Genomic DNA, 22,029 nt, shown 5'->3' with positions numbered 1-22,029 from the left:
TCAGTCCCCAGGGTCTGCGAACCGGCCCGCCTGACAAGCGCTGTCCCGTCAGGCGGGTGCTGTCCCGTCAAGCGGGTGCTGTCCCGTCAGGCGGGCTGCTGGTTTGTCACTTCACGCGTGAGAGCTCGACAGATTCGTCGAATTCGCGGTCTGTTTCCGCATTGGGCTTGTACGTGAACTTGCTGACCACGACCGCCACAATGAGGTTGACGGCGAAGCCGGGAATGATCTCGTAGATCGAGTCGGTCAGCGGCGTGCTGACCTGTCCCCAGATGAACGCGACTGCTGCACCCGAGATGAGTCCGAAGAGGGCACCCCAGTTGCTGAGCTTCTTCCAGAACAAGGTGAGCAGAACAATCGGACCGAATGATGCGCCGAAGCCGGCCCAGGCGAATGCCACCAGGTCGAGGATGCTGTTCGACGGCGAGATCGCCAACAGAACAGCGATGATCGCGACGACGAGGATGCCGAGGCGTCCGAGCAGCACATAGGTCTTATCCTGCAGGGTGCGCTTCGAACCGGTGCGCAGAGCCACGATCTTGTAGAGATCCTCGATGAGTGCCGAGGATGTGACGACGAGCTGCGAGGAGATCGTCGACATGATCGCCGCGAGCACCGCAGCCAGAACCAGACCCGCGATGAACGGGTGGAACAGGATCTGCGCGAGATCGAGGAACACAGTCTCCGAGTCGGCTGGTTCCATATCGGCGTGCTCGGAGAAGTACGAGATTCCGACGATCGCGGTGGCGATGGCGCCGAGGGCGGAGATGCCCATCCAGCCCACGCCGATCCGACGAGCGACCTTGGCATCTGCCGGTGTCCGAAGAGCCATGAACCGCACGATGATGTGTGGCTGACCGAAGTAGCCGAGACCCCAGGCCAAGGCGGAGATCACCGCGAGATAGGTGCCTCCGGCCCAGAACGGCCCGCTGCCGAAGAGGCTGAGCAGGCTGGGGTCGATCTCCTTGACGTTCGCGATGACGGTTGAGGGTCCGCCGGCGTTGACGACGGCGACGATTGGCACCGCGATGAGTGCGACGAACATCAGCAGCCCTTGGGCGACGTCGGTGAGTGTGGCACCGAGGAATCCGCCGAACAGGGTGTAGACCATGGTGATGGCCGCGACGATGAGCATTCCGGCCAGATAGTTCAGCCCGAAGCTCGATTCGAAGAACTTGCCTGCGGCCACCATGCCCGACGAGACGTAGAAGGTGAAGAACACCAGGATGATGACACCGCAGACGATGCGCAGCAGCCGAGTGTTGTCCTTCAGCCGCTGCTCGAAGAAGCTGGGAATCGTGATCGAGTCGCCGGCCTTCTCCGTGAACGCACGCAGACGCGGGGCCACGAACTTCCAGTTGACCCAGGCCCCGATTGTCAGGCCCACGGCGATCCACGCTTCGACCAGACCCGAGAGGTAGATTGCTCCGGGCAGTCCCATGAGCAGCCAGCCCGACATGTCCGAGGCTCCGGCGCTCAGCGCTGCAACGCTGGCGCGCAGCCCGCGTCCTGCGAGCATGTATTCGTCGAGGCTGTTCTTGGTCTTGCGGTACGCGAACCAGCCGATGGCCAGCATTCCTGCAAAGTACAGGACGATTGCAATTGTGCGGAAAGTGGTTTCCGTCATTATTAGTCGTCTCCTTTTGTAAGCCGGGGAGACTCTACAGCAGATTGCGCACCGGGTGTGAATTGTCTATGAAGATGCTAACAACCATTCACGGGCCGCCGAGGCCCGGATTTCCCGCGCTCATGGGGTGTGCAAATCGGTCGAATATCACCTGTCATATGCCGATTGCGGGCACCGCAGAATATGTGCGGCGACAGAATGTATGCGCCAGAATAAATGCCTCGGTGGACGTCGGACCTATTCTCGGCTCCCTATTGCCGCCGAGATTCCTCGACCGTCAGGGCACCACGATCAGTTGAAGACGACCGTGCGGTGGCCGTCCATGAGCACCCGCCCCTCGGCGTGCCAGGCCACGGCCCTCGCGAGCACAGCCGCTTCGACGTCCTGACCGCGCTGGACGAAGTCGGCGATATTGCGGTTGTGGTCGACGCGGGCCACATCCTGCTCGATGATCGGTCCCTCGTCGAGATCGGGAGTGACGTAGTGGGCGGTGGCACCGATGATCTTCACTCCGCGGGCATGTGCCTGGTGATAGGGCTTGGCGCCCTTGAAGCTCGGCAGGAACGAATGGTGGATGTTGATCACGCGACCTTCCAACCGAGCGCAGAGATCGGGGGAGAGGATCTGCATGTAGCGGGCCAGGACAATGAGCTCTACGTCGAGCTCCGCAACGAGTCGGCTCAGCTTCGCCTCGGCGGCGTCCTTGGTCTCGCGGGTGATCGGAATGTGGTGGAAGTCGTGGCCATGGAATTCGGCCAGCGCACGCAGAGAGTCGTGATTGCCGGCGACGCCGACGATGTCGATCGGCAGCTGACCCGAGCTCTGCTGGAACAGCAGCGTGTTGAGGCAGTGCGCGGCCTTGGACACGAGGACGAGGGTTCTCGTCTTCTTCTCCACGGGCTGGAGGCTGAGAGTCATATCGAAACGGTGGGCCGCCTCGGCGAGGGTCGACTCCAGGGTCCCGGCCTCGGAATCATCGCTCGTGACGAATTGGACCCGCAGGAAGAACTGCAGGGAATCGGGGGAGGAGAACTGCTGGGACTCGGTGATGTTCGCGCCGAGTGAGGCCAGGACCCCGGTCACGGCGTGGACGATTCCGGTTGCGTCTGGGCAGGTGACTCGCAGGATCCATTCTCGACTCATGGGCTCGATTCTAATGGTCGGGCCCGCTGCGCCCTGAACCGGGCTCACCATCCGGATGGCGAGCAGCCCCACGATGTGATCTGGTTCGCTGTTAACATTGCTTCCGGGTGTTCGCGGGCCGATCGCGCTTTCCCAATCATCACTTTGGATGCCACAGGAGTGTACACATGACTGATAATTCGATGCAGGCCTCGCTTGCAGACATCGATCCCCAGATCGCGGAAGTCCTCGACCAGGAATTGGGCCGCCAGCGTTCGACTCTCGAGATGATCGCCTCGGAGAACTTCGTGCCCCGCGCAGTGCTGCAGGCACAGGGGTCGGTGCTGACCAACAAGTATGCTGAGGGCTATCCGGGAAAGCGCTACTACGGTGGCTGCGAATACGTCGATGTCGCTGAGACTCTCGCCATCGACCGGGCCAAGAGCCTCTTCGGAGCCGAATACGCGAACGTGCAGTCGCACTCCGGTGCCTCCGCCAACGCCGCAGTGATGCATGCGCTGGCTCGCCAGGGTGACAAGATGCTCGGCCTCTCGCTGGCCCACGGCGGTCACCTCACCCACGGCATGAAGATCAACTTCTCGGGTCGTCTCTACGACGTCGCCTCCTACGAAGTCGATCCCGACACCTACCGCATCGACATGGACAAGGTGCGGGAGCGGGCGCTCGAACACCGTCCCGAGGTCATCGTCGCAGGCTGGTCCGCCTACCCGCGCCAGCTCGACTTCCAGGCCTTCCGCGACATCGCCGACGAGGTCGGAGCGAAGCTCTGGGTCGATATGGCGCACTTTGCCGGCCTCGTCGCCGCCGGCCTGCACCCCAACCCCGTGCCCTTCGCCGACGTCGTGTCATCGACGGTGCACAAGACCATCGGCGGCCCCCGCTCGGGCTTCATCCTCGGCAAGGAAGAGTACGCGAAGAAGCTGAACTCCGCAGTCTTCCCGGGACAGCAGGGCGGCCCGCTGATGCACGTGATCGCGGCCAAGGCTGTGGCGTTCAAGCTCGCAGCCGCAAAAGAATTCAAGGCCCGCCAGGAGCGCACCGTGCACGGAGCACAGATCCTGGCCGAGCGTCTTCTGGCCGACGACGTCGCCAAGGCCGGGGCCACGGTCCTGACCGGCGGAACCGACGTCCACCTGGTCCTCGTCGACCTGCGCAACTCGGCTCTCGACGGACAGCAGGCAGAAGACCTCCTGCACGAGGTCGGCATCACCGTCAACCGCAACGCCGTGCCGTTCGACCCGCGCCCGCCCATGGTGACCTCCGGTCTGCGCATCGGCACCCCCGCGCTGGCCACCCGCGGGTTCGGCGATGCCGAGTTCACCGAGGTGGCCGACGTCATCGCCGAGGCGCTCAAGCCCGGTGCGAACGTCGAGGCACTCAGCGCTCGGGTCAAGAAGCTCAGCGACAACTTCCCCCTCTACGAAGATCTGGAGCAGTACTGATGGCAGCACAGATCCTTGACGGCAAGGCCTGTGCGAAGGAGATCAAGGAAGAGCTGCGGACCACCGTGGCGAACCTGGCCGAGCGGGGCATCGTCCCAGGCCTGGCGACGGTCCTCGTCGGTGAGGATCCGGGATCGAAGTGGTACGTGGCCGGCAAGCACCGTGACTGCGCCGAGGTGGGCATCCATTCCATCCGACGCGACCTCCCGGAGTCGGTGAGTCAGGACGAGCTCCTGTCGGTCATCGACGAGCTCAATGCCGATGACGAATGCACCGGATACATCGTGCAGCTGCCGTTGCCGTCCCACATCGACACGGACACCGTCCTCGAACGCATCGACCCTGCCAAGGACGCGGACGGTCTGCATCCGACCAACCTCGGTCGGCTCATGCTCAACGTCAATCGCGAGATCACGACTCCACTGCCGTGCACCCCACGCGGAGTCATCGAACTGATGCTGCGCAATGGGATCGAACTGGCCGGTAAGCACGTTGTGGTCGTCGGCCGCGGTGTCACCGTCGGCCGGTCGATCGGTGCGCTTCTGACCCGCCGCGAGTACAACGCCACGGTGACGCTGACCCACACGGGAACGACGAATCTGGACGAGTTGCTGGCTCAGGCCGACATCATCGTCGCCGCAGCGGGGTCGGCCCGGATCGTGACCGCCCATGCGGTCAAACCCGGCGCGATCGTCCTCGACGTCGGAGTCTCTCGCGAAGAGGATCCGGAGACCGGGAAGTCGAAGATCGTCGGAGACGTGGATCCTGCCGTCGCCGAGGTGGCGGCTTGGGTCTCACCCAATCCCGGCGGTGTCGGGCCCATGACCCGGGCACTGCTGCTGAAGAATGTCGTCGACGTGGCTCAGCGAGCGGTGGCAGACGTCTGAGCGAAGCGGATTGATTCGAGAAACCGACGGCCTCCCACATACCTGTGTGGGAGGCCGTCGGTCTCTGTCGTGCTGTGTGAACTCGTGCGTGTGCGCCCTTCGGCTCACTGCTCCGAGAAGGCTCATTCCTCCAAGAGTTTGAGCTCGAAGAACACACGAGGATCTCCGGCACCGGCATAGTCCTCGACGAGTTCACCGCTGAACCCGAGCGAGGAGTGGAACGAGATCGCTGCGGACGAATCCGGCAGGGTTGCGGCCTGCACCGATGAGACACCCAAATCCCGCGAGCGCTGAATGAAGTGCTGGTACAGGCGTCGACCGATTCCCTGATGGCGGAAATCCGTGCGGGCGGCAACGAGGTGAATGTACGCGGGGCCGTCATGAGGGATGACGCCGAGCAGGTAGCCGACGATCTCCGAACGGTATCTGGCGACCAGTCCCGAGGTCACGAACTGGCGGAACCAATAGGCGTCGTGATCGCCGCTCAAGTCTCGATCTCCCCAGAAGTTCTCCTGCGCACCGACCAGGAACTCTCGCATCTCACGGGCGTCTACTTCGTCGAGCGGGCTGATGCTCAGCTGCTCAGAATCGAAAGTCTCGTCTACGGCCATTGCGCCTCCTGAAATATGTTTCTTTCCATCACTGTATAACGCCCAGGCCCGGATGAGTAGTGCGCTCATGCCATGATAGAACACATGATTCGTATTGCATCAGTCAACGTCAACGGAGTTCGGGCGGCATGGAGAAAGGGGATGCCCACCTGGGTAAACAGTGCGAAGCCTGACTTCATCACGCTGCAGGAAGTCCGGGCCGCCAACGACATCGCACTCAAGGTGCTCGAGGACACGGGCTACACCACGATCAGTCACGACGCCGATGCCAAAGGGCGTGCCGGAGTCGCCGTCATGGCACGCACCCAACCGGTCGAAACCCGCGAAGGGCTCGGAACGGACGGGTACTTCGATCGGGCCGGTCGATGGCTGGAGACGGACTACCGCCTCGGCGACGGATCGCTGCTGACTCTCGTGTCGGCCTACGTCCATTCCGGTGAGGTCGACACCCCCAAACAGGAGGACAAATACCGGTTCCTCGACCGGATGACCGTACGCCTGCCTGAACTCGCTGACCACGCCGATCACGTGCTGATCACCGGCGACCTCAACGTCTGCCACACCGAGCGCGATTTGAAGAACTGGAAGGCCAATCGCAAGAAGGCCGGGTTCCTGCCCGAGGAGCGGGCCTACTTCGACGGCTTCTTCGGCGAGGTGGGCTTCGTCGATGTGCACCGCGGCCTCAGCGGCGATGTCGACGGCCCCTATACATGGTGGTCAATGCGCGGTCAGGCCTTCGACAACAATGCCGGTTGGCGCATCGACTACCAGATGGCGACGCCGACACTCGCCGAGGCGGCAGCCAAGGCCACGGTCGACAAGGCCGACAGCTGGGCCGAGCGCTGGTCCGATCACGCTCCACTCGTCATCGACTACGATCTGCCCGCCCCGAAGTAGGGTCACGAACAGTCCAGACCTGATGGAGGAACCTTCTCGGTAACCCCTCGGCCGCTGGGCAACCCCGCTGTGGGGTGCTCAACGACCGTGGGGTTGCTCACGGTTGCTCAATGTCGCCGGGGCTGGGCCTCTCAGGCGTATGAGGAGCCGAGCTCGATGAGCAGCACGCCGATGAGGATGAGGCCGATGCCGAGGAGCATCTTCCGCGTCAGCTTCTCCTTGAAGAGTGCTCGACCGGCCAAGGCGGTCAGTGCCACCCCGGTGGCGGCCCAGATCCCATAGGCCACGCCCAAGGGGATGCCGGTGCGCAGGGTGAGGCTGAGCAAGCTGAACGAGACGAGGTACGCGGCTGCCACGCCTGCATACCACCATCTGCTTCCGCCGACCGAAGCCATTCGCAGGCTGATTGTGGCCGCGACTTCGAGAATGATCGCGACGGCGAGCAGAATCCATCCGATGATCATGATTCGTCCCCTGGCTCGACCGCGTCCCCTTGCTCGACCGCGGGCAGATCCGGCGCAGCCAGGTGCTCGTCATCGTCACGATTGCCGGCCTCGACGAGGATGACTCCGGCCATGACGAAGACGATTCCCGTGATCATCACCGGGGTCAGCGGCTCGGCGAAGATGATCAGGGAGCACACGGCGGTCAGTGCGACACCCGCAGCACCCCAGATCCCGTAGGCGATGCCCAGCGGCATACCCACGCGCAGCGTGAGGCTCAAGAACACGAAGGCCGCAGCGTAACTGAGCGCCACGAGGAAGTAGAGGGCGGGGGAATCGAGGGCCCCTTTCAGCGCCAGAGTACCCGTGACCTCGGCGATGATGGCGCCAGAGAGAAAGAACCATTTGCGCACAGGACAATTATCGAGCATGGGCACCTGCGGCCGAAATGGGACGGCGACTCTCCCTTCAACGTCCTCGGCGCGCATGGGGTGGTCTGCGAAGACGAGGTGATGAAGTGGCATCATAGTCACATGACGACTTCTTCTCTGCCACGCACCGTTTCCGGCATTCAAGCCACCTCCGACTCCCTGCACCTGGGGAACTTCATCGGAGCTCTGCAGCAGTTCGTGGCGCATCAGGAGTCACACGATGCCTTCTATTTCATCGCGAACATGCACGCGATCACCGTCGAGCAGGACCCCACGGACCTGCGCGAGAGGACCCTGCGCACCGCAGCGCAGTTCATTGCGGCGGGCCTCGATCCGGAGAAGTCTACGATCTTCGTCCAGTCCCAGGTGCCGGCACACCCACAACTGTCGTGGGTCCTCGAATGCACCACCTCGATGGGTGAGGCCAGCCGGATGACGCAGTTCAAGGACAAGTCGGCCAAGCAGGAGCATGTGTCCCTGGGCCTGCTCACCTACCCCGCGCTGATGGCCGCCGACATCCTCCTCTACAACCCGCAGATGGTGCCCGTCGGTGAGGATCAGCGTCAGCATCTCGAGCTGACGAGGAATCTGGCCGAACGCTTCAACTATCGGTTCGGTGAGACGTTCGTCGTTCCCGAGGCACAGATCCTCAAGGCGACCGCGAAGATCTACGACCTGCAGAACCCGGGTGCGAAGATGTCGAAGTCTCTGCCCAGCCCTCAGGGCCGCATCGACCTCCTCGATGACGCGAAGTCGCTGACGAAGAAGATCAAATCCGCCGTCACCGATGACGGCAAGGAGATCGCCTACGATCCGCAGGCCAAGCCCGGAGTGTCCAACCTGCTCACGATCTACTCCTCTCTGACCTCGCGGCCGGTGGACGATATCGTCGCCGACTACGAGGGGAAGATGTACGGCCACCTCAAGGTCGACCTGGCCGAGATCGCCGTCGAATCGCTCGCCCCCGTTCGTGAGAGGACCGAAGAGCTCCTGCAGGACAGGGCCCAGCTCCAGGCAATCCTCGATGCCGGTGCAGCCAAGGCCAATGAGATCGCCGAGGTGACCCTGCGAGACGTCTACGACAAGGTCGGATTCGTCTGAGCCGACTTCAACCCGATCCGACCTGACGTGCGAGTGTGAAGGAAGAACCGTGGCGAAGAAGAAACCCGAAGAGGGACCGCTGAATCTCACACCGGACATGCTGCATACCGCGGCACGGATGGAAGACCGTTTCAACGGCTGGCTGCAGAATCGCGCCACCGATCACACCTATCAGCGCACGGTCATCGCCTATGACACCTATGGCGGGACCGGGTGGGTGAGGGTGCTCGGCCGTCTGGTCCTGACACCGACCGGGCAGCCGGCGACGGATCTGCAGGCCAGCATCCGGGGCTGGAAGTCCTTCGTCAATGTGCCCCTGCCCAATGACACGGCATGGGTGCGCGTCAACGACGAGGAGCACATGGTCACCGCCGACAGGGGCGGCATCATCGATACGGTCATTCCAGGGGACTTCCAACCCGGTGAGACGGAGATCGAACTGTGGACCGACGGGTCGCTCGTCGATTCCGCGGCCGTGCGGATCATCGGTGAGGACTCGACGTTCGGCATCATCTCCGACATCGACGACACAGTCATGGTCACCTCCCTGCCCAGGCCGTTTCTGGCCGCCTGGAACACCTTCGTCCTCAGCGAGCATGCTAGGTCGCCGGTCGCGGGAATGGCAGTTCTCTATGACCGGATCACCTATATGCGCCCCAACTCTCCGATGGTCTACCTGTCGACCGGGGCCTGGAACTCGGCTCTGACGATCAAACGGTTCCTGTCCCGCAATCTCTACCCGATGGGCCCCCTGCTGCTCACCGACTGGGGACCGACGACAACTCGGGTGTTCCGTTCCGGCAAGGAGCACAAACGCAATTCCCTGGAGCGGCTGTCGCGAGAGTTTCCGTGGATGAAATGGCTGCTCATCGGCGATGACGGGCAGAAGGACGAAGAGGTCTACGGCGAGTTCGTGGACAATCACCCTGACAACGTCGCCGCTGTCGCCATCCGCCAGCTCACCGTCGGCGAAGCCGTGTGGGCCGGCGGACGTTCGAAGCGCCATGGTCGGGGCCAGGGCGTGCCGTGGATCTATGCCCCGGACGGTGCAGGACTGTCATCGCGCCTGACCGAACGGGGCATCATCTCCACGATCTGAACTCGCTCACTCGCTGAACTCGCCTCAGAGGCGAGCGGTGAAGTCCTTCTTCGCGGCCTCGAACTGAGTCGCCAGGTCCTCGACGAGTTCGGCAGTGGTGCACTTGGAGTCGAGGACCCCGATGCCCTGGCCCGAGCCCCAGATGTCCTTCCACGCCTTCGAGTCCGAGCCCTCCTTCGTGCCGAAGTCCATCTTCGTCGGGTCAGCGTCGGGAAGGTTGTCGGGATCGAGGCCCGAGGCTGTGATCGACCCGCGCAGGTAGTTGCCCTTGACCCCGGTGAAGTAGCTCGAGTAGACGACGTCCTCGGCCGCGGAGTCGACGATCATCTGCTTGTAGTCTTCGGTGACATTGGCCTCTGTCGTCGAGAGGAAGGCCGAGCCTACGTAGGCGCAGTCCGCGCCGGCGGCCAGAGCCGCGAGGATCGAACGGCCGTGGGCGATCGCTCCCGAGAGCAGCAGCGGACCGTCGAACCAGGACCGAATCTCTTGGACCAAGGCGAACGGTGAGAGTGCCCCGGCATGTCCGCCGGCACCTGCGGCCACGGCGATGACGCCGTCGGCGCCCTTCTCCACGGCCTTGTGCGCGAACTTGTTGTTGATCACGTCGTGGAGGACGATGCCGCCGTAGGAGTGCACGGCCTCATTGACCTCTTCTCGTGCGCCCAGCGAGGTGATCACGATGGGTACCTGTTGCCGGACCACCTCGGCGAGGTCAGACTCCAAACGGTTGTTCGAACGGTGAACGATGAGGTTCACGGAGAACGGCGCCGCTGGCCGAGTCGGATTCGCTGCGGTGAACGCGGCGTTGGATTCACGGATCTCGTCCAACCAGTCGGTGAGCATCGAGGCCGGGCGAGCATTGAGGGTGGGGAAGGAGCCGATGATGCCGGATTGGCACTGGGCCTTGACCAGCTCGGGGCCCGATGCGATGAACATGGGGGAACCGAGGACCGGGAGCCGCAGTTGGGGGAGAATATTGGCGAAAGAATTCATGGTGCCTCCTGTGGGTGGATAGTCGTTTTCCACTCTAACTGAACGATTGTTAAAAGTGATCATGTGGGCAGAAACACCGATGGCGCAGACGAGATCGACTCGTCTGCGCCATCGGTGCACCCATACGCGTTTCGCGGCGGTCAGGAATCCGTGAAGTTCGCATCCCGCTTCTCGACGAATGCGGCCATGCCCTCGGACTGGTCATTCGTGGCCAGCGTGGAGTGGAAGAGGCGACGTTCGTAGCGCAATCCCTGCTCGAGCGTCGTTTCGAACGCGGTGTTGACCGCTTCCTTGACCATCGCCGAGGCGATGCGGGACTTCGACGCGATCGTCTGCGCGATCTCGTTTGCTGTGGGAAGCAGTTCCTCGGGCTCGACGAGGCGTGCGACGAGACCGGAGCGTTCGGCCTCCTCGGCGTCCATCATGCGGCCGGTCAGGCACATGTCCATGGACTTCGCCTTGCCGATCGCGCGAGTCAGACGCTGAGATCCGCCCATGCCGGGAAGGACGCCGAGGTTGATCTCGGGCTGGCCGAACTTCGCCTTCGTCGACGCGATGAGGATGTCGCCCATCATCGCCAGCTCACAGCCGCCGCCGAGCGCGAAGCCGTTGACCGCGGTGATGACCGGTTTGCGCACGTCAGTCAGGCGGGTCCAGCCGGCGAACCAGTCGGCCTTGAACGCGGTCGCGAAGTTGAGGTCGGACATCTCCTTGATGTCGGCACCCGCGGCGAAGGCCTTGCCGCTGCCGGTGATGATGATCGCCTTGACCTCATCGTCGGCATCGAATGCGGTGGCAGCGTCGGTGACGTCGGTGAGCACCTGCATATTCAGCGCGTTGAGAGCCTTCGGGCGATCGAGCGTGATGGTGGCAACACCCTGGTCGACGGATGTGAGGATTGTTTCGTAGTTGCTCATGCGAACACCTTCTCTTCGTGATCGGTGGTGAGAATCTCGTGGACTGTTTCGTCGCTGACCTCGTAGAGCGTGGCAGGCGACCACTGCGGGTTGCGGTCCTTGTCGATGACCTGAGCGCGGATGCCCTCCTTGAGATCGGGGCGCCGGGTCAGCGCGACGGCTGCCCGGTAATCCTGCTCGAGGACCTCGGCCAAGGACATGTTCCCGGCGTTGCGGACGGCGGCCAGGGTCACCTTCACCGAGGTGGGGGCCTTGGTCCCGATCAGCTTCGCTGCGGCATTGGCATCGGGATTCGCATGCGCGGCCAGAGCTGCGACGATGTCTTCGGCGCGGTCTGCGGCGTAGCACTCGTTGATCCAGGCTGCAGCCTCGGCGAGTTCGTTCTCTGGAGCCTCGGAGGCGTGGCGGGTGATCGTCTCCTCGACATCACCTCCGGCTTCGAGCTCGGCGATGAGTCCCGGGACATCGGCATCGAGCACGTAGTAGTCGGCCAGGCCCATGGCCAGTGCGGCTCCGGCGCCGACCGGCTGTCCGGTCAGTGCCAGGTGGGTGCCGAGTTCGCCCGGGGCGTTGGCCAGCAGGTGTGTGCCGCCGACGTCGGGGAACAGGCCGATCCCGGTCTCCGGCATTCCGATCTTCGTGGAGTCGGTGACGATGCGGTGTGAGCCGTGAGAGGAGATCCCGACCCCGCCGCCCATGGTGATGCCATTCATGATCACGACATAGGGCTTGGGGAATTCGGAGATCGCATGGTTCATCTTGTATTCGCGATTCCAGAACCGGGCATTCTCATCGGTGCCGGCCACGATGTCGTTGTAGACGGCCTTGATGTCGCCGCCGGCGCACAGCCCACGTTCGCCCCGTCCGGTGACCAGGACTGCTGTGATCGAGTCATCGTTGCGCCAGCTCTTGAGAGCGTCGTCGATGGCGCCCACCATGTCCTGGCCCAATGCATTGATCAGTTTCGGTTTGTTGAGTTCGATGCGTCCCACCCTGTTGTGGCTCGAGGTGATGACGGAGGTTTCGCTTGGCGGTGCCGCAGCTTCAGTTGTCATATCAGCCCACTCCTGTGCTCTTGCGCGAAATGATCACGCGCATGATTTCGTTACTGCCTTCCAGAATCTGGTGGACGCGCAGGTCACGCACCAGCTTCTCAATTCCATACTCTGTCAGATAGCCGTAGCCGCCGTGCAACTGGAGTGCCCTATTGGCGACGTCGAAGCCCGAATCCGTGGCTGTCAGCTTCGCCATTGCCGAGAGCAGTGAGGTGTTCGGATCGCCTGCGTCGTAGGCGTTGGCGGCACGCCACAGGAGGGAGCGAGCCGCTTCGAGCTTGGTCTGCATCTCCGCGACCTCGAATCGCAGGGCCTGGAAAGCTGAGAGCTCGGTGCCGAAGGCCTGTCGTTCGCCCATGTAGTCGATGGCCTTCTCCAACGCAGACTGCCCGCCGCCCAGCGAACATGCTCCGATGTTGAGCCGGCCTCCGTCGAGTCCGGACATCGCGATCTTGAAACCCTGACCGGGTTCGCCGAGGAGGTTCTCCTTCGGCACGCGCACGTTTTCCATGATGACCTGTCGGGTCGGCTGAGCTCGCCATCCCATCTTCTGTTCATTCGGGCCGAAGGAGAGGCCCTCCATGCCCTTTTCGAGGATGAATGCGGAGATTCCGCGCGATCCGTCCTGGCCGGTACGCGCCATCACCAGGTACGTCTCGGTGGCGCCGGCTCCGGAGATGAACTGTTTGACGCCGTTGAGGACGTAGGAGTCACCGTCTTCTCTCGCCGAGGTGCGCAGAGCGGCGGCGTCGGAGCCTGCATTCGGTTCGGTGAGGCAATAGCTGCCGAGGTTGTCCATCGACACGAGGGGCGCGAGGTACTTCTCCTTCAGTTCGGCACTGCCGTACTTGTCGATCATCCAGGCCACCATATTGTGGATGGAGATGTACGCGGCGACCGAGGGACAGCCCGTCGACATCGCTTCGAAGATGAGGGCGGCATCCATGCGGCCCATCCCGGTGCCCCCGGCCTCTTCGCTGACGTAGATTCCGCCCATGCCCAAGTCGGCGGACTTTTTGATCACGTCGACAGGGAAGTGGTGCTCGGCGTCCCACTCCAGAGCGTGCGGAGCGATCTCGGAATCGGCGAATTCGCGCACCATGCCGGAGATCGTCTGTTGTTCTTCGGTGAGACCGAACGGCAGGGCAGCTGCTGTGCTGCGGGACATTGTTCCTCCACGGATAGGGCTATTCACGTTTGAGGCGTGTCGCATACGTGATGACGTTAACCACGATACGGAGAAATTACTTGGACGTCCAACTAATTCAGGACAGCTGCTTCGTCGCAGAGTCGGCCGATAGGGGAGAGATGCAGGGGACGCAGCGGAAAGGCAGGGCCCGTAGTGGGAAGAGAAGAGGAGCGTCAGCCTCGGCCTTCGAGTTCGGACCGCAGAGATTCGAGATGGGGCAGTAGTCCGCCCAAGTCGGCCCCGGCCAGTGCAGGTGAGCTGAATACCTCGTCATTGAGGGCGGCCGTGGCGCGTGAAGACAGCGCACGGCCGGTGTCGGTGAGCTCGACGAGTGTGGTGCGACGGTCGTCGGGGTGGCTGCGTCTCTTCACGAGACCGGCCTTCTCGAGCCGATCGACCGAATTCGTCGTCGACGTGGCATGAACCTGGAGGCGGGCCGAGATCTTCGACATCGGCAATGTCCCCGACTTGGTGAAGGACAGAAGTGTGAGGACCTCGTATCGCGAGAACGTCAGCGCGAATGGTTTGAGCGCGGCATCGACCTTGGCGAGAAACAGCTGATGGACCCTCATCACTGAGATCACGGTCGTCATGCCATCGGTGGAATCGTTCCACCCGTGGGCGAGCCACTGCTTCCTGGACTCCTCGATCGGGTCGAGTCTGCTCGCTGATGTCTTTTCCGCCGCCATTGTCGACAGTGTAGTGAAGTGAGAAGATAAGCGCATGTGCGGTCGACTCAATATGTCTCTCGATCCGGCAGATCTCGCCGATGAGCTTCGCCTTGACGTCGTCTCCTATGACTACACACCCAGGTACAACGTGCCACCAGGCTCCTTCGTGCCTATCGTCGTCGAGCGATTGGATGATGAGGGACAGCTGACGCGGCGACTGGAGACTGCTTCCTGGGGATTGGTGCCTGGGTGGGCGAAGGACACGAAGATCGGGTTCAAAGCATTCAATGCGCGGTCGGAGACTGTCCTCGAGAAACCGATGTTCCGGCAGTCCATCAAGAGGCGCCGCTGCGCAGTTCCGGTCCCCGGCTACTACGAGTGGGAGACCACGGAAGACGGCAAACAACCGTGGATGATGTCCGCAGCAGGTGGCGGCCCGCTCTTCATGGCCGGCCTCTTCGAGTTCTGGAAGCAGCCAGACCAGTCCTGGTTGGTGTCGACGACGATTCTGACGATGGAGGCGGCAGGGCATCTGCAGGATGTGCACCATCGGATGCCGGTCTTCCTCAACCGCGGCGCCGTCGATGACTGGATCGATCCCGCGGTGCCGAGCAGCAACGTTCCTCCGCTGGTGGAATCAACCCTGTCGCAGGTCGACCCAGCGAGTGTGACTCGGCACAAGGTCGGCAGGAGCGTGGGAAACGTCCGCAACGACGGCCCAGAGCTGACTGCACCGGTGGCGTGAGCGCAGGTCTGCACCGGTGGCTGAGCGCACCCCTGCAGAGCGAGGCGGAACTGCTGGGCGTGCAGGGCAAGATCGGCGACGGTGCAGGGGGTGGTGAAGAGCATCGCCGACCGCGGCCAATTCTCTGTTGGGAAGGGTCGAATCGGCCCATTTTGCACACGGTCTCGGATGTGTGTAGTGTGTACCGAGTTGCCAGCCCGCAAGGAACGGCAACGGTCACTCCGATCAGGTTTGATCCCAGCGAATTGAAGATGAACTTCAAGTTGCGAAGGTCGAAACAACACTGTAGAGTAGATATCCGCTGGTACAGCGAGCCGCAAGGCGAAAAGTACACAAATGAAACTGACACCCCTGGTGAACGCACTGTTTTTTGGTGTGGTGACGGGTGAGTGTTTGTGGTTTGAGAATCCAATAGCGTGTTTGTTTGAACAGATAGTGATGCCAGAAACATTAATATTTTCTGGTAAGACAATCACATGTCCACACATTTGTGGCTGCCCTTCGCCGGGTGGTCATGTCAGCGTGTGTGGGCATGATTTTTTTGGGTCAACGACGATCACCCCGTGATCGTGTGTTGGCTGTCTTGCTGGGATTGATTCGTTACATAATTTTTTTATGGAGAGTTTGATCCTGGCTCAGGACGAACGCTGGCTGCGTGCTTAACACATGCAAGTCGAACGCTGAAGCTCTGGTGCTTGCACCGGGGTGGATGAGTGGCGAACGGGTGAGTAACACGTGAGTAACCTGCCCCTGACTTCGGGATAAGCCCGGGAAACTGGGTCTAATACCGGATATGACCGTTCCTCGCATGAGGGATGGTGGAAAGTTTTTTCGGTTGGGGATGGGCTCGCGGCCTATCAGCTAGATGGTGGGGTAATGGCCCACCATGGCGACGACGGGTAGCCGGCCTGAGAGGGCGACCGGCCACACTGGGACTGAGACACGGCCCAGACTCCTACGGGAGGCAGCAGTGGGGAATATTGCACAATGGGGGAAACCCTGATGCAGCGACGCAGCGTGCGGGATGACGGCCTTCGGGTTGTAAACCGCTTTCAGCAGGGAAGAAGCCACCTTTGGTGGTGACGGTACCTGCAGAAGAAGTACCGGCTAACTACGTGCCAGCAGCCGCGGTAATACGTAGGGTACGAGCGTTGTCCGGAATTATTGGGCGTAAAGAGCTCGTAGGTGGTTGGTCACGTCTGCTGTGGAAACGCAACGCTTAACGTTGCGCGTGCAGTGGGTACGGGCTGACTAGAGTGCAGTAGGGGAGTCTGGAATTCCTGGTGTAGCGGTGAAATGCGCAGATATCAGGAGGAACACCGGTGGCGAAGGCGGGACTCTGGGCTGTAACTGACACTGAGGAGCGAAAGCATGGGGAGCGAACAGGATTAGATACCCTGGTAGTCCATGCCGTAAACGTTGGGCACTAGGTGTGGGGGACATTCCACGTTCTCCGCGCCGTAGCTAACGCATTAAGTGCCCCGCCTGGGGAGTACGGTCGCAAGGCTAAAACTCAAAGGAATTGACGGGGGCCCGCACAAGCGGCGGAGCATGCGGATTAATTCGATGCAACGCGAAGAACCTTACCAAGGCTTGACATACACCAGACCGGGCTGGAAACAGTCCTTCCCCTTTGGGGTTGGTGTACAGGTGGTGCATGGTTGTCGTCAGCTCGTGTCGTGAGATGTTGGGTTAAGTCCCGCAACGAGCGCAACCCTCGTTCTATGTTGCCAGCACGTGATGGTGGGAACTCATAGGAGACTGCCGGGGTCAACTCGGAGGAAGGTGGGGATGACGTCAAATCATCATGCCCTTTATGTCTTGGGCTTCACGCATGCTACAATGGCTGGTACAGAGAGATGCGAGACCGTGAGGTTTTAGCGAATCCCTTAAAGCCAGTCTCAGTTCGGATCGTAGTCTGCAATTCGACTACGTGAAGTCGGAGTCGCTAGTAATCGCAGATCAGCAACGCTGCGGTGAATACGTTCCCGGGCCTTGTACACACCGCCCGTCAAGTCACGAAAGTCGGTAACACCCGAAGCCGGTGGCCCAACCCCCTTGTGGGGAGGGGGCCGTCTAAGGTGGGACTGGCAATTGGGACTAAGTCGTAACAAGGTAGCCGTACCGGAAGGTGCGGCTGGATCACCTCCTTTCTAAGGAGCACACATTAAGATCCTCATCGCAGTGACCATTCGTGTTACTGGGTGAGAGCTCAAGGGTGGAACATCATCTATCTGGCTCGTTCACACAGCGTCGCTTCGGGGTATGTGCCTCGTGTGGCGGTGAGCGTGGGCGAATAGGAACTGACACGTTATTGGGTCCTGGAATCACAATCCAGCCAGCAATGGTTGTGTGTGTGGTTTCATCCAACGGACCGACCTAGTCCGTGAGTCCTGTGCAGCGCGCAGGGTTTGCGGGGTGGTGTTTGGTAGTGGTTTGAGAATCGTATAGTGGACGCGAGCATCAACAACACAACTTTGTTGTGTTGTTATGTAATGTGATTTTTCTTGTGAAATCTTTAGTGTGAAATTTTCGCACACACGCATGATGACCATGAATGTGGTTGTGGTGAGTGTGTAAGAGCGCATGGTGGATGCCTTGGCATCAGGAGCCGATGAAGGACGTGGAAATCTGCGATAAGCCTCGGGGAGCCGATAAACGGGCTGTGATCCGAGGGTGTCCGAATGGGGAAACCCCGCCGCATGAGAGTGTGGTGACCCGCATCTGAATATATAGGGTGTGTGGGGGGAACGCGGGGAAGTGAAACATCTCAGTACCCGTAGGAAGAGAAAATAAAACATGATTCCGGGAGTAGTGGCGAGCGAAACCGGATGAGCCTAAACCGTGTCAGTGTCAAGCGTGCTGGTGTTGCTGAGACGGTGTTGTGGGGTATGCGTGATTTGGTCCAGCATGGCCAAGACGTTGAGTGTGTTGCGTGTAGTCGAAGCTGGTGGGAAACAGTACCGGAGTGGGTGAGAGTCCCGTAGACGAAACATGTGGCCCCGGCGTTGTGCATATGCCCGAGTAGCACGGTACTCGTGGAATGTCGTGTGAATCTGCCAGGACCACCTGGTAAGGCTAAATACTTCCTGATGACCGATAGCGGATAGTACCGTGAGGGAATGGTGAAAAGTACCCCGGGAGGGGAGTGAAAGAGTACCTGAAACCATGTGCTTACAATCCGTCAGAGCCTCCTTGTTGGGGTGATGGCGTGCCTTTTGAAGAATGAGCCTGCGAGTTAGCGGTGCGTGGCGAGGTTAACCCGTGTGGGGTAGCCGTAGCGAAAGCGAGTCCGAATAGGGCGATTTGAGTCGCGTGTCCTAGACCCGAAGCGGAGTGATCTAGCCATGGGCAGGGTGAAGCGTGTGTAAGAGCGCGTGGAGGCCCGCACCCACTTCAGTTGAAAATGGAGGGGATGACCTGTGGTTAGGGGTGAAAGGCCAATCAAACTCTGTGATAGCTGGTTCTCCCCGAAATGCATTTAGGTGCAGCGTTACGTGGTTCTTGCCGGAGGTAGAGCTACTGGATGGCTGATGGGCCCCAACGGGTTACTGACGTCAACTAAACTCCGAATGCCGGTAAGGTTCAGCGTGGCAGTGAGACAGTGGGGGATAAGCTTCATTGTCGAGAGGGAAACAGCCCAGACCATCAACTAAGGCCCCTAAGCGTGTGCTAAGTGGGAAAGGATGTTCAGTTGCGAAGACAACCAGGAGGTTGGCTTAGAAGCAGCCATCCTTGAAAGAGTGCGTAATAGCTCACTGGTCAAGTGATTGAGCGCCGATAATGTAGCGGGGCTAAGTACACCGCCGAAGTTGTGGCAGCATCCCGTATAGCCGTAATGGTGGGGTGTTGGGTAGGGGAGCGTCGTGCTGGCAGTGAAGTCGCCGTGTGAACGAGTGGTGGAGCCGGTACGAGTGAGAATGCAGGCATGAGTAGCGAAAGACGGGTGAGAATCCCGTCCACCGGATGACCAAGGGTTCCAGGGCTAGGCTAATCCGCCCTGGGTAAGTCGGGACCTAAGGCGAGGCCGACAGGCGTAGTCGATGGACAACCAGTTGATATTCTGGTACCGACGCACAACCGACAATACTAAAACATATGATACTAACCACGAGAGATGCCCTTCTGGTCTTCGGACTGGGTGTTGGTGTTGATTGTGGGACCTGAGTGTGGAGTCGGTAAGCGCGAGGTGTGACGCAGGAAGGTAGCCAGGCCACGCGATGGTAGTCGTGGTCTAAGGTCGTAGCACGTGGGGGTAGGTAAATCCGTCCCCGCATATGGTGTGAGAGCTGATGGGCGCCCCACTTTGGTGGGGTGATCTGGTGATCCTATGCTGCCGAGAAAAGCATCGGCGTGAGGGTGTGTGTTGCCCGTACCCTATAACCGACACAGGTGGTCAGGTAGAGAATACTAAGGTGATCGAGAGAATCGTGGTTAAGGAACTCGGCAAAATGCCCCCGTAACTTCGGGAGAAGGGGGACCATCCCGGTGAACCAGACTTGCTCTGGGATGTGCTGGTGGTGGTCGCAGAGGCCAGAGAGAAGCGACTGTTTATTAAAAACACAGGTCCGTGCGAAGATGTAAGTCGATGTATACGGACTGACGCCTGCCCGGTGCTGGAAGGTTAAGAGGACTCGTTAACCCCTTTGGGGGTGAAGCGGAGAATTTAAGCCCCAGTAAACGGCGGTGGTAACTATAACCATCCTAAGGTAGCGAAATTCCTTGTCGGGTAAGTTCCGACCTGCACGAATGGCGTAACGACTTCTCTGCTGTCTCAACCACGAACTCGGCGAAATTGCATTACGAGTAAAGATGCTCGTTACGCGCAGCAGGACGGAAAGACCCCGAGACCTTCACTATAGTTTGGTATTGGGATTCGGTGTGGTTTGTGTAGGATAGGTGGGAGACTGTGAGGCTACGACGCTAGTTGTGGTGGAGTCGTTGGTGAAATACCACTCTGACTATACTGGATTTCTTAACTTCGGACCCTGATCGGGTTCAGGGACAGTGCCTGATGGGTAGTTTAACTGGGGCGGTTGCCTCCTAAAGAGTAACGGAGGCGCCCAAAGGTTCCCTCAGCCTGGTTGGCAATCAGGTGTCGAGTGTAAGTGCACAAGGGAGCTTGACTGTGAGACGGACGTGTCGAGCAGGAGCGAAAGCTGGGACTAGTGACCCGGCCATGGCTTGTGGAAGCGTGGTCGCTCAACGGATAAAAGGTACCTCGGGGATAACAGGCTGATCTTGCCCAAGAGTCCATATCGACGGCATGGTTTGGCACCTCGATGTCGGCTCGTCGCATCCTGGGGCTGTAGTCGGTCCCAAGGGTTGGGCTGTTCGCCCATTAAAGCGGTACGCGAGCTGGGTTTAGAACGTCGTGAGACAGTTCGGTCCCTATCCGCTGCGTGCGTAGGAAATTTGTGGAGGCCTGTCCTTAGTACGAGAGGACCGGGACGGACGAACCTCTGGTGTGCCAGTTGTACCGCCAGGTGCATGGCTGGTTGGCTACGTTCGGGAAGGATAACCGCTGAAAGCATCTAAGCGGGAAGCCTGCTTCGAGATGAGATTTCCAACCCCGTTTTGGGGGTGAGGTGTCCTATAGATTATGGGGTTGATAGGCCGGGTATGGAAGCACTGTGAGGTGTGGAGTTGACTGGTACTAATACGCCGATCACTCATCCAACACTTTTTTGGTGGTTGGTGTGTGCGGGTAACACTGTAGGTTTTACGAGACGTTTTTACGGGTCACATTATGTGTGGTGTTCGCGTTCGCTGTGCGGTTCTTGGACTGCTACCTGCCCTTTGAGATTGATGAAGTCTTGGGGTGGTGGTGGTTTGTTGGTTTTGCGGTGGTGATAGTGGTGGGGAAACGCCCGGTTAACCGTTCCGATCCCGGTAGCTAAGCCCATTCGCGCTGATGGTACTGCAACTTGGTGGTTGTGGGAGAGTAGGTGACTGCCGCAATATTCTTTGAGAGGGGAGGGTCATTCCGTTTTGACGGGGTGGTCCTCTCCTCTTTATTGCATTCACACGGTGGGGCGACGATTCGCCTGCAACTGAGCGACCCAGGTGCAAGAGGTTCTTGAGTCTACCCCCGCGAAAGTTCGAGGCCGAGGAAGCGGCGGACCTGTTCGGCCCCGACTACTTCCACCGGATCTGGACCTCGTTCGATATTCGCAGCTGTCAGAATGACTTGGCGCTCAACATGTGCCAAACCGTCCTGAGCGACGATGGTCTTCACCCCGTTGGGGGAGTAACCCAGCCTTTCTGAGACCTTGCGACTGGCCTCATTGCCCTCGAAGAATCCGGAGTGGAAGGAGACCGCGTCGAAATGATCGGCAAACGCCGTCACAGCGATCCTCCTCATCCGGGTGCCGTACCCCTGACCCTGCTCGTGCAGGGCCAACCACGAGCCCGTTGACACCGATCGTGTGTGCGGAAAGTGCTGTGCACTGACACCCTGTACACCGACAACACGACTGCCGACCCGGACGGTGAACTCGATCGTCCAATCATTGACCTGGAAGTTCGCTCGCGTATTCCATTGATACTGCGCCATGGACCGTGCGATTTCCTCACGAGTGCCCGAATCCCAATTGACGAGAAAAGCCGGTAGGTTATGCTGGCGGACCCCACCGTCGGCGATGTCGGCTAATTCCGAATAGTCGGATTCGCGAACCGGGGACAATTCCATGTCGCCACAGCGAATTCTCAGGGCAAATGGCGGCCAAACTTCTTCCAACTCCATCTCCTGATACTACCGTCGGTTAGTGTCTGTTAC

Annotated in this window: 17 protein-coding genes and 3 rRNA genes; 9 read left to right on the top strand and 11 right to left on the bottom strand. The window is 60.4% G+C overall.

Annotation, left to right across the window (positions count from 1 at the left end; genetic code table 11):
• Positions 1–106 precede the first annotated feature (106 nt).
• Both putP and purU read right to left on the bottom strand, forming a co-directional pair.
• Positions 107–1,627 carry a sodium/proline symporter PutP gene (putP, locus tag BLT92_RS02780; RefSeq protein ID WP_092102941.1) on the bottom strand — a complete coding sequence of 507 codons (1,521 nt, stop codon included), beginning with the start codon at positions 1,625–1,627 and terminating at the stop codon, positions 107–109.
• 291 nt (positions 1,628–1,918) lie between these two features.
• Positions 1,919–2,770, bottom strand: a complete 852-nt coding sequence (purU, locus tag BLT92_RS02775; protein ID WP_092102938.1) for a formyltetrahydrofolate deformylase — start codon at positions 2,768–2,770, stop codon at positions 1,919–1,921.
• A 167-nt stretch (positions 2,771–2,937) separates the two neighbouring features.
• On the opposite strand from purU, the gene glyA reads away from it, so the two are divergent.
• Together glyA and BLT92_RS02765 are read left to right on the top strand one after the other, a co-directional pair.
• Entirely contained in the window at positions 2,938–4,212 is a 1,275-nt protein-coding gene (gene glyA, locus BLT92_RS02770; protein WP_092102935.1) for a serine hydroxymethyltransferase, read from the top strand.
• Entirely contained in the window at positions 4,212–5,099 is an 888-nt protein-coding gene (locus tag BLT92_RS02765) for a bifunctional methylenetetrahydrofolate dehydrogenase/methenyltetrahydrofolate cyclohydrolase (protein ID WP_092102932.1), read from the top strand. The genes glyA and BLT92_RS02765 overlap by 1 nt, the downstream gene beginning before the upstream one ends.
• A gap of 122 nt (positions 5,100–5,221) precedes the next feature.
• On the opposite strand, the gene BLT92_RS02760 is transcribed toward BLT92_RS02765, so the two are convergent.
• A complete protein-coding gene (locus tag BLT92_RS02760; RefSeq protein ID WP_092102929.1) occupies positions 5,222–5,710 on the bottom strand; it encodes a GNAT family N-acetyltransferase in 489 nt (162 codons plus the stop codon).
• Positions 5,711–5,794: 84 nt separating this feature from the next.
• On the opposite strand from BLT92_RS02760, the gene BLT92_RS02755 reads away from it, so the two are divergent.
• Positions 5,795–6,607, top strand: coding sequence for an exodeoxyribonuclease III (locus BLT92_RS02755; protein WP_172802543.1), 813 nt, complete (start codon positions 5,795–5,797; stop codon positions 6,605–6,607).
• Between the two features lie 131 nt (positions 6,608–6,738).
• Here BLT92_RS02755 and BLT92_RS02750 read toward each other — a convergent pair whose 3' ends face one another.
• Both BLT92_RS02750 and BLT92_RS02745 read right to left on the bottom strand, forming a co-directional pair.
• Entirely contained in the window at positions 6,739–7,071 is a 333-nt protein-coding gene (locus tag BLT92_RS02750) for a DMT family transporter (protein WP_092102923.1), read from the bottom strand.
• A complete protein-coding gene (locus BLT92_RS02745) occupies positions 7,068–7,463 on the bottom strand; it encodes a DMT family transporter (RefSeq protein WP_197679659.1) in 396 nt (131 codons plus the stop codon). The genes BLT92_RS02750 and BLT92_RS02745 overlap by 4 nt, the downstream gene beginning before the upstream one ends.
• A gap of 120 nt (positions 7,464–7,583) precedes the next feature.
• Between BLT92_RS02745 and trpS the strand changes: the two genes are divergently transcribed.
• Positions 7,584–8,582 carry a tryptophan--tRNA ligase gene (trpS, locus tag BLT92_RS02740; RefSeq protein ID WP_092102920.1) on the top strand — a complete coding sequence of 333 codons (999 nt, stop codon included), beginning with the start codon at positions 7,584–7,586 and terminating at the stop codon, positions 8,580–8,582.
• 49 nt (positions 8,583–8,631) lie between these two features.
• A complete protein-coding gene (locus tag BLT92_RS02735) occupies positions 8,632–9,681 on the top strand; it encodes an App1 family protein phosphatidate phosphatase (RefSeq protein WP_092102917.1) in 1,050 nt (349 codons plus the stop codon).
• A 24-nt stretch (positions 9,682–9,705) separates the two neighbouring features.
• On the opposite strand, the gene BLT92_RS02730 is transcribed toward BLT92_RS02735, so the two are convergent.
• The 5 genes from BLT92_RS02730 to BLT92_RS02710 all read right to left on the bottom strand — a co-directional run bounded on the left by BLT92_RS02730 (position 9,706) and on the right by BLT92_RS02710 (position 14,524).
• The gene (locus tag BLT92_RS02730; RefSeq protein WP_092102913.1) at positions 9,706–10,674 is read right to left on the bottom strand and encodes an NAD(P)H-dependent flavin oxidoreductase; all 969 of its coding nucleotides are present in this window, start codon (positions 10,672–10,674) and stop codon (positions 9,706–9,708) included.
• Between the two features lie 140 nt (positions 10,675–10,814).
• Complete coding sequence (locus BLT92_RS02725; protein WP_092102910.1) at positions 10,815–11,591, bottom strand: enoyl-CoA hydratase; 777 nt, start codon at positions 11,589–11,591, stop codon at positions 10,815–10,817.
• A complete protein-coding gene (locus BLT92_RS02720; protein WP_092102907.1) occupies positions 11,588–12,646 on the bottom strand; it encodes an enoyl-CoA hydratase/isomerase family protein in 1,059 nt (352 codons plus the stop codon). Before BLT92_RS02720 ends, BLT92_RS02725 begins: the two co-directional genes overlap by 4 nt.
• A gap of 1 nt (position 12,647) precedes the next feature.
• On the bottom strand, positions 12,648–13,814 hold the full coding sequence (locus BLT92_RS02715) for an acyl-CoA dehydrogenase family protein (RefSeq protein ID WP_092102904.1): 1,167 nt from the start codon (positions 13,812–13,814) through the stop codon (positions 12,648–12,650).
• Between the two features lie 194 nt (positions 13,815–14,008).
• Positions 14,009–14,524 carry a MarR family winged helix-turn-helix transcriptional regulator gene (locus BLT92_RS02710; protein ID WP_092102901.1) on the bottom strand — a complete coding sequence of 172 codons (516 nt, stop codon included), beginning with the start codon at positions 14,522–14,524 and terminating at the stop codon, positions 14,009–14,011.
• Positions 14,525–14,576: 52 nt separating this feature from the next.
• Here BLT92_RS02710 and BLT92_RS02705 point away from each other — a divergent pair, with 52 nt between their 5' ends.
• From BLT92_RS02705 to rrf, 4 genes are all read left to right on the top strand, one after another.
• A complete protein-coding gene (locus BLT92_RS02705) occupies positions 14,577–15,251 on the top strand; it encodes an SOS response-associated peptidase (RefSeq protein WP_231938984.1) in 675 nt (224 codons plus the stop codon).
• A 612-nt stretch (positions 15,252–15,863) separates the two neighbouring features.
• Positions 15,864–17,404, top strand: a 16S ribosomal RNA gene (locus tag BLT92_RS02700).
• Positions 17,405–17,817: 413 nt separating this feature from the next.
• A 23S ribosomal RNA gene (locus BLT92_RS02695) occupies positions 17,818–20,931 on the top strand.
• Positions 20,932–21,093: 162 nt separating this feature from the next.
• Positions 21,094–21,212, top strand: a 5S ribosomal RNA gene (gene rrf, locus BLT92_RS02690).
• The 16S, 23S and 5S rRNA genes sit together here, the layout of an rRNA operon.
• Positions 21,213–21,336: 124 nt before the next feature.
• Here rrf and BLT92_RS02685 read toward each other — a convergent pair.
• A complete protein-coding gene (locus BLT92_RS02685) occupies positions 21,337–21,942 on the bottom strand; it encodes a GNAT family N-acetyltransferase (protein ID WP_092108710.1) in 606 nt (201 codons plus the stop codon).
• Between the last annotated feature and the right edge of the window lie 87 nt (positions 21,943–22,029).

Origin of the sequence: Brevibacterium picturae (genome assembly GCF_900105045.1) — a bacterium.
Lineage (GTDB): Bacteria > Actinomycetota > Actinomycetes > Actinomycetales > Brevibacteriaceae > Brevibacterium > Brevibacterium picturae.
Note: the sequence above shows the minus strand (reverse complement) of the source record. Positions and strands in the feature narration are given on the sequence as shown.

Excerpts from the sequence above, each read along its gene's own strand:
- BLT92_RS02730 (WP_092102913.1), bottom strand. The coding sequence starts at position 10,674 with ATGAATTCTTTCGCCAATATTCTCCCCCAACTGCGGCTCCCGGTCCTC.
- BLT92_RS02750 (WP_092102923.1), bottom strand. The coding sequence starts at position 7,071 with ATGATCATCGGATGGATTCTGCTCGCCGTCGCGATCATTCTCGAAGTC.
- purU (WP_092102938.1), bottom strand. The coding sequence starts at position 2,770 with ATGAGTCGAGAATGGATCCTGCGAGTCACCTGCCCAGACGCAACCGGA.
- BLT92_RS02705 (WP_231938984.1), top strand. The coding sequence starts at position 14,577 with ATGTCTCTCGATCCGGCAGATCTCGCCGATGAGCTTCGCCTTGACGTC.
- BLT92_RS02685 (WP_092108710.1), bottom strand. The coding sequence starts at position 21,942 with ATGGAATTGTCCCCGGTTCGCGAATCCGACTATTCGGAATTAGCCGAC.
- BLT92_RS02710 (WP_092102901.1), bottom strand. The coding sequence starts at position 14,524 with ATGGCGGCGGAAAAGACATCAGCGAGCAGACTCGACCCGATCGAGGAG.
- trpS (WP_092102920.1), top strand. The coding sequence starts at position 7,584 with ATGACGACTTCTTCTCTGCCACGCACCGTTTCCGGCATTCAAGCCACC.
- putP (WP_092102941.1), bottom strand. The coding sequence starts at position 1,627 with ATGACGGAAACCACTTTCCGCACAATTGCAATCGTCCTGTACTTTGCA.
- BLT92_RS02715 (WP_092102904.1), bottom strand. The coding sequence starts at position 13,814 with ATGTCCCGCAGCACAGCAGCTGCCCTGCCGTTCGGTCTCACCGAAGAA.
- glyA (WP_092102935.1), top strand. The coding sequence starts at position 2,938 with ATGACTGATAATTCGATGCAGGCCTCGCTTGCAGACATCGATCCCCAG.
- BLT92_RS02755 (WP_172802543.1), top strand. The coding sequence starts at position 5,795 with ATGATTCGTATTGCATCAGTCAACGTCAACGGAGTTCGGGCGGCATGG.
- BLT92_RS02720 (WP_092102907.1), bottom strand. The coding sequence starts at position 12,646 with ATGACAACTGAAGCTGCGGCACCGCCAAGCGAAACCTCCGTCATCACC.
- BLT92_RS02725 (WP_092102910.1), bottom strand. The coding sequence starts at position 11,591 with ATGAGCAACTACGAAACAATCCTCACATCCGTCGACCAGGGTGTTGCC.
- BLT92_RS02765 (WP_092102932.1), top strand. The coding sequence starts at position 4,212 with ATGGCAGCACAGATCCTTGACGGCAAGGCCTGTGCGAAGGAGATCAAG.
- BLT92_RS02760 (WP_092102929.1), bottom strand. The coding sequence starts at position 5,710 with ATGGCCGTAGACGAGACTTTCGATTCTGAGCAGCTGAGCATCAGCCCG.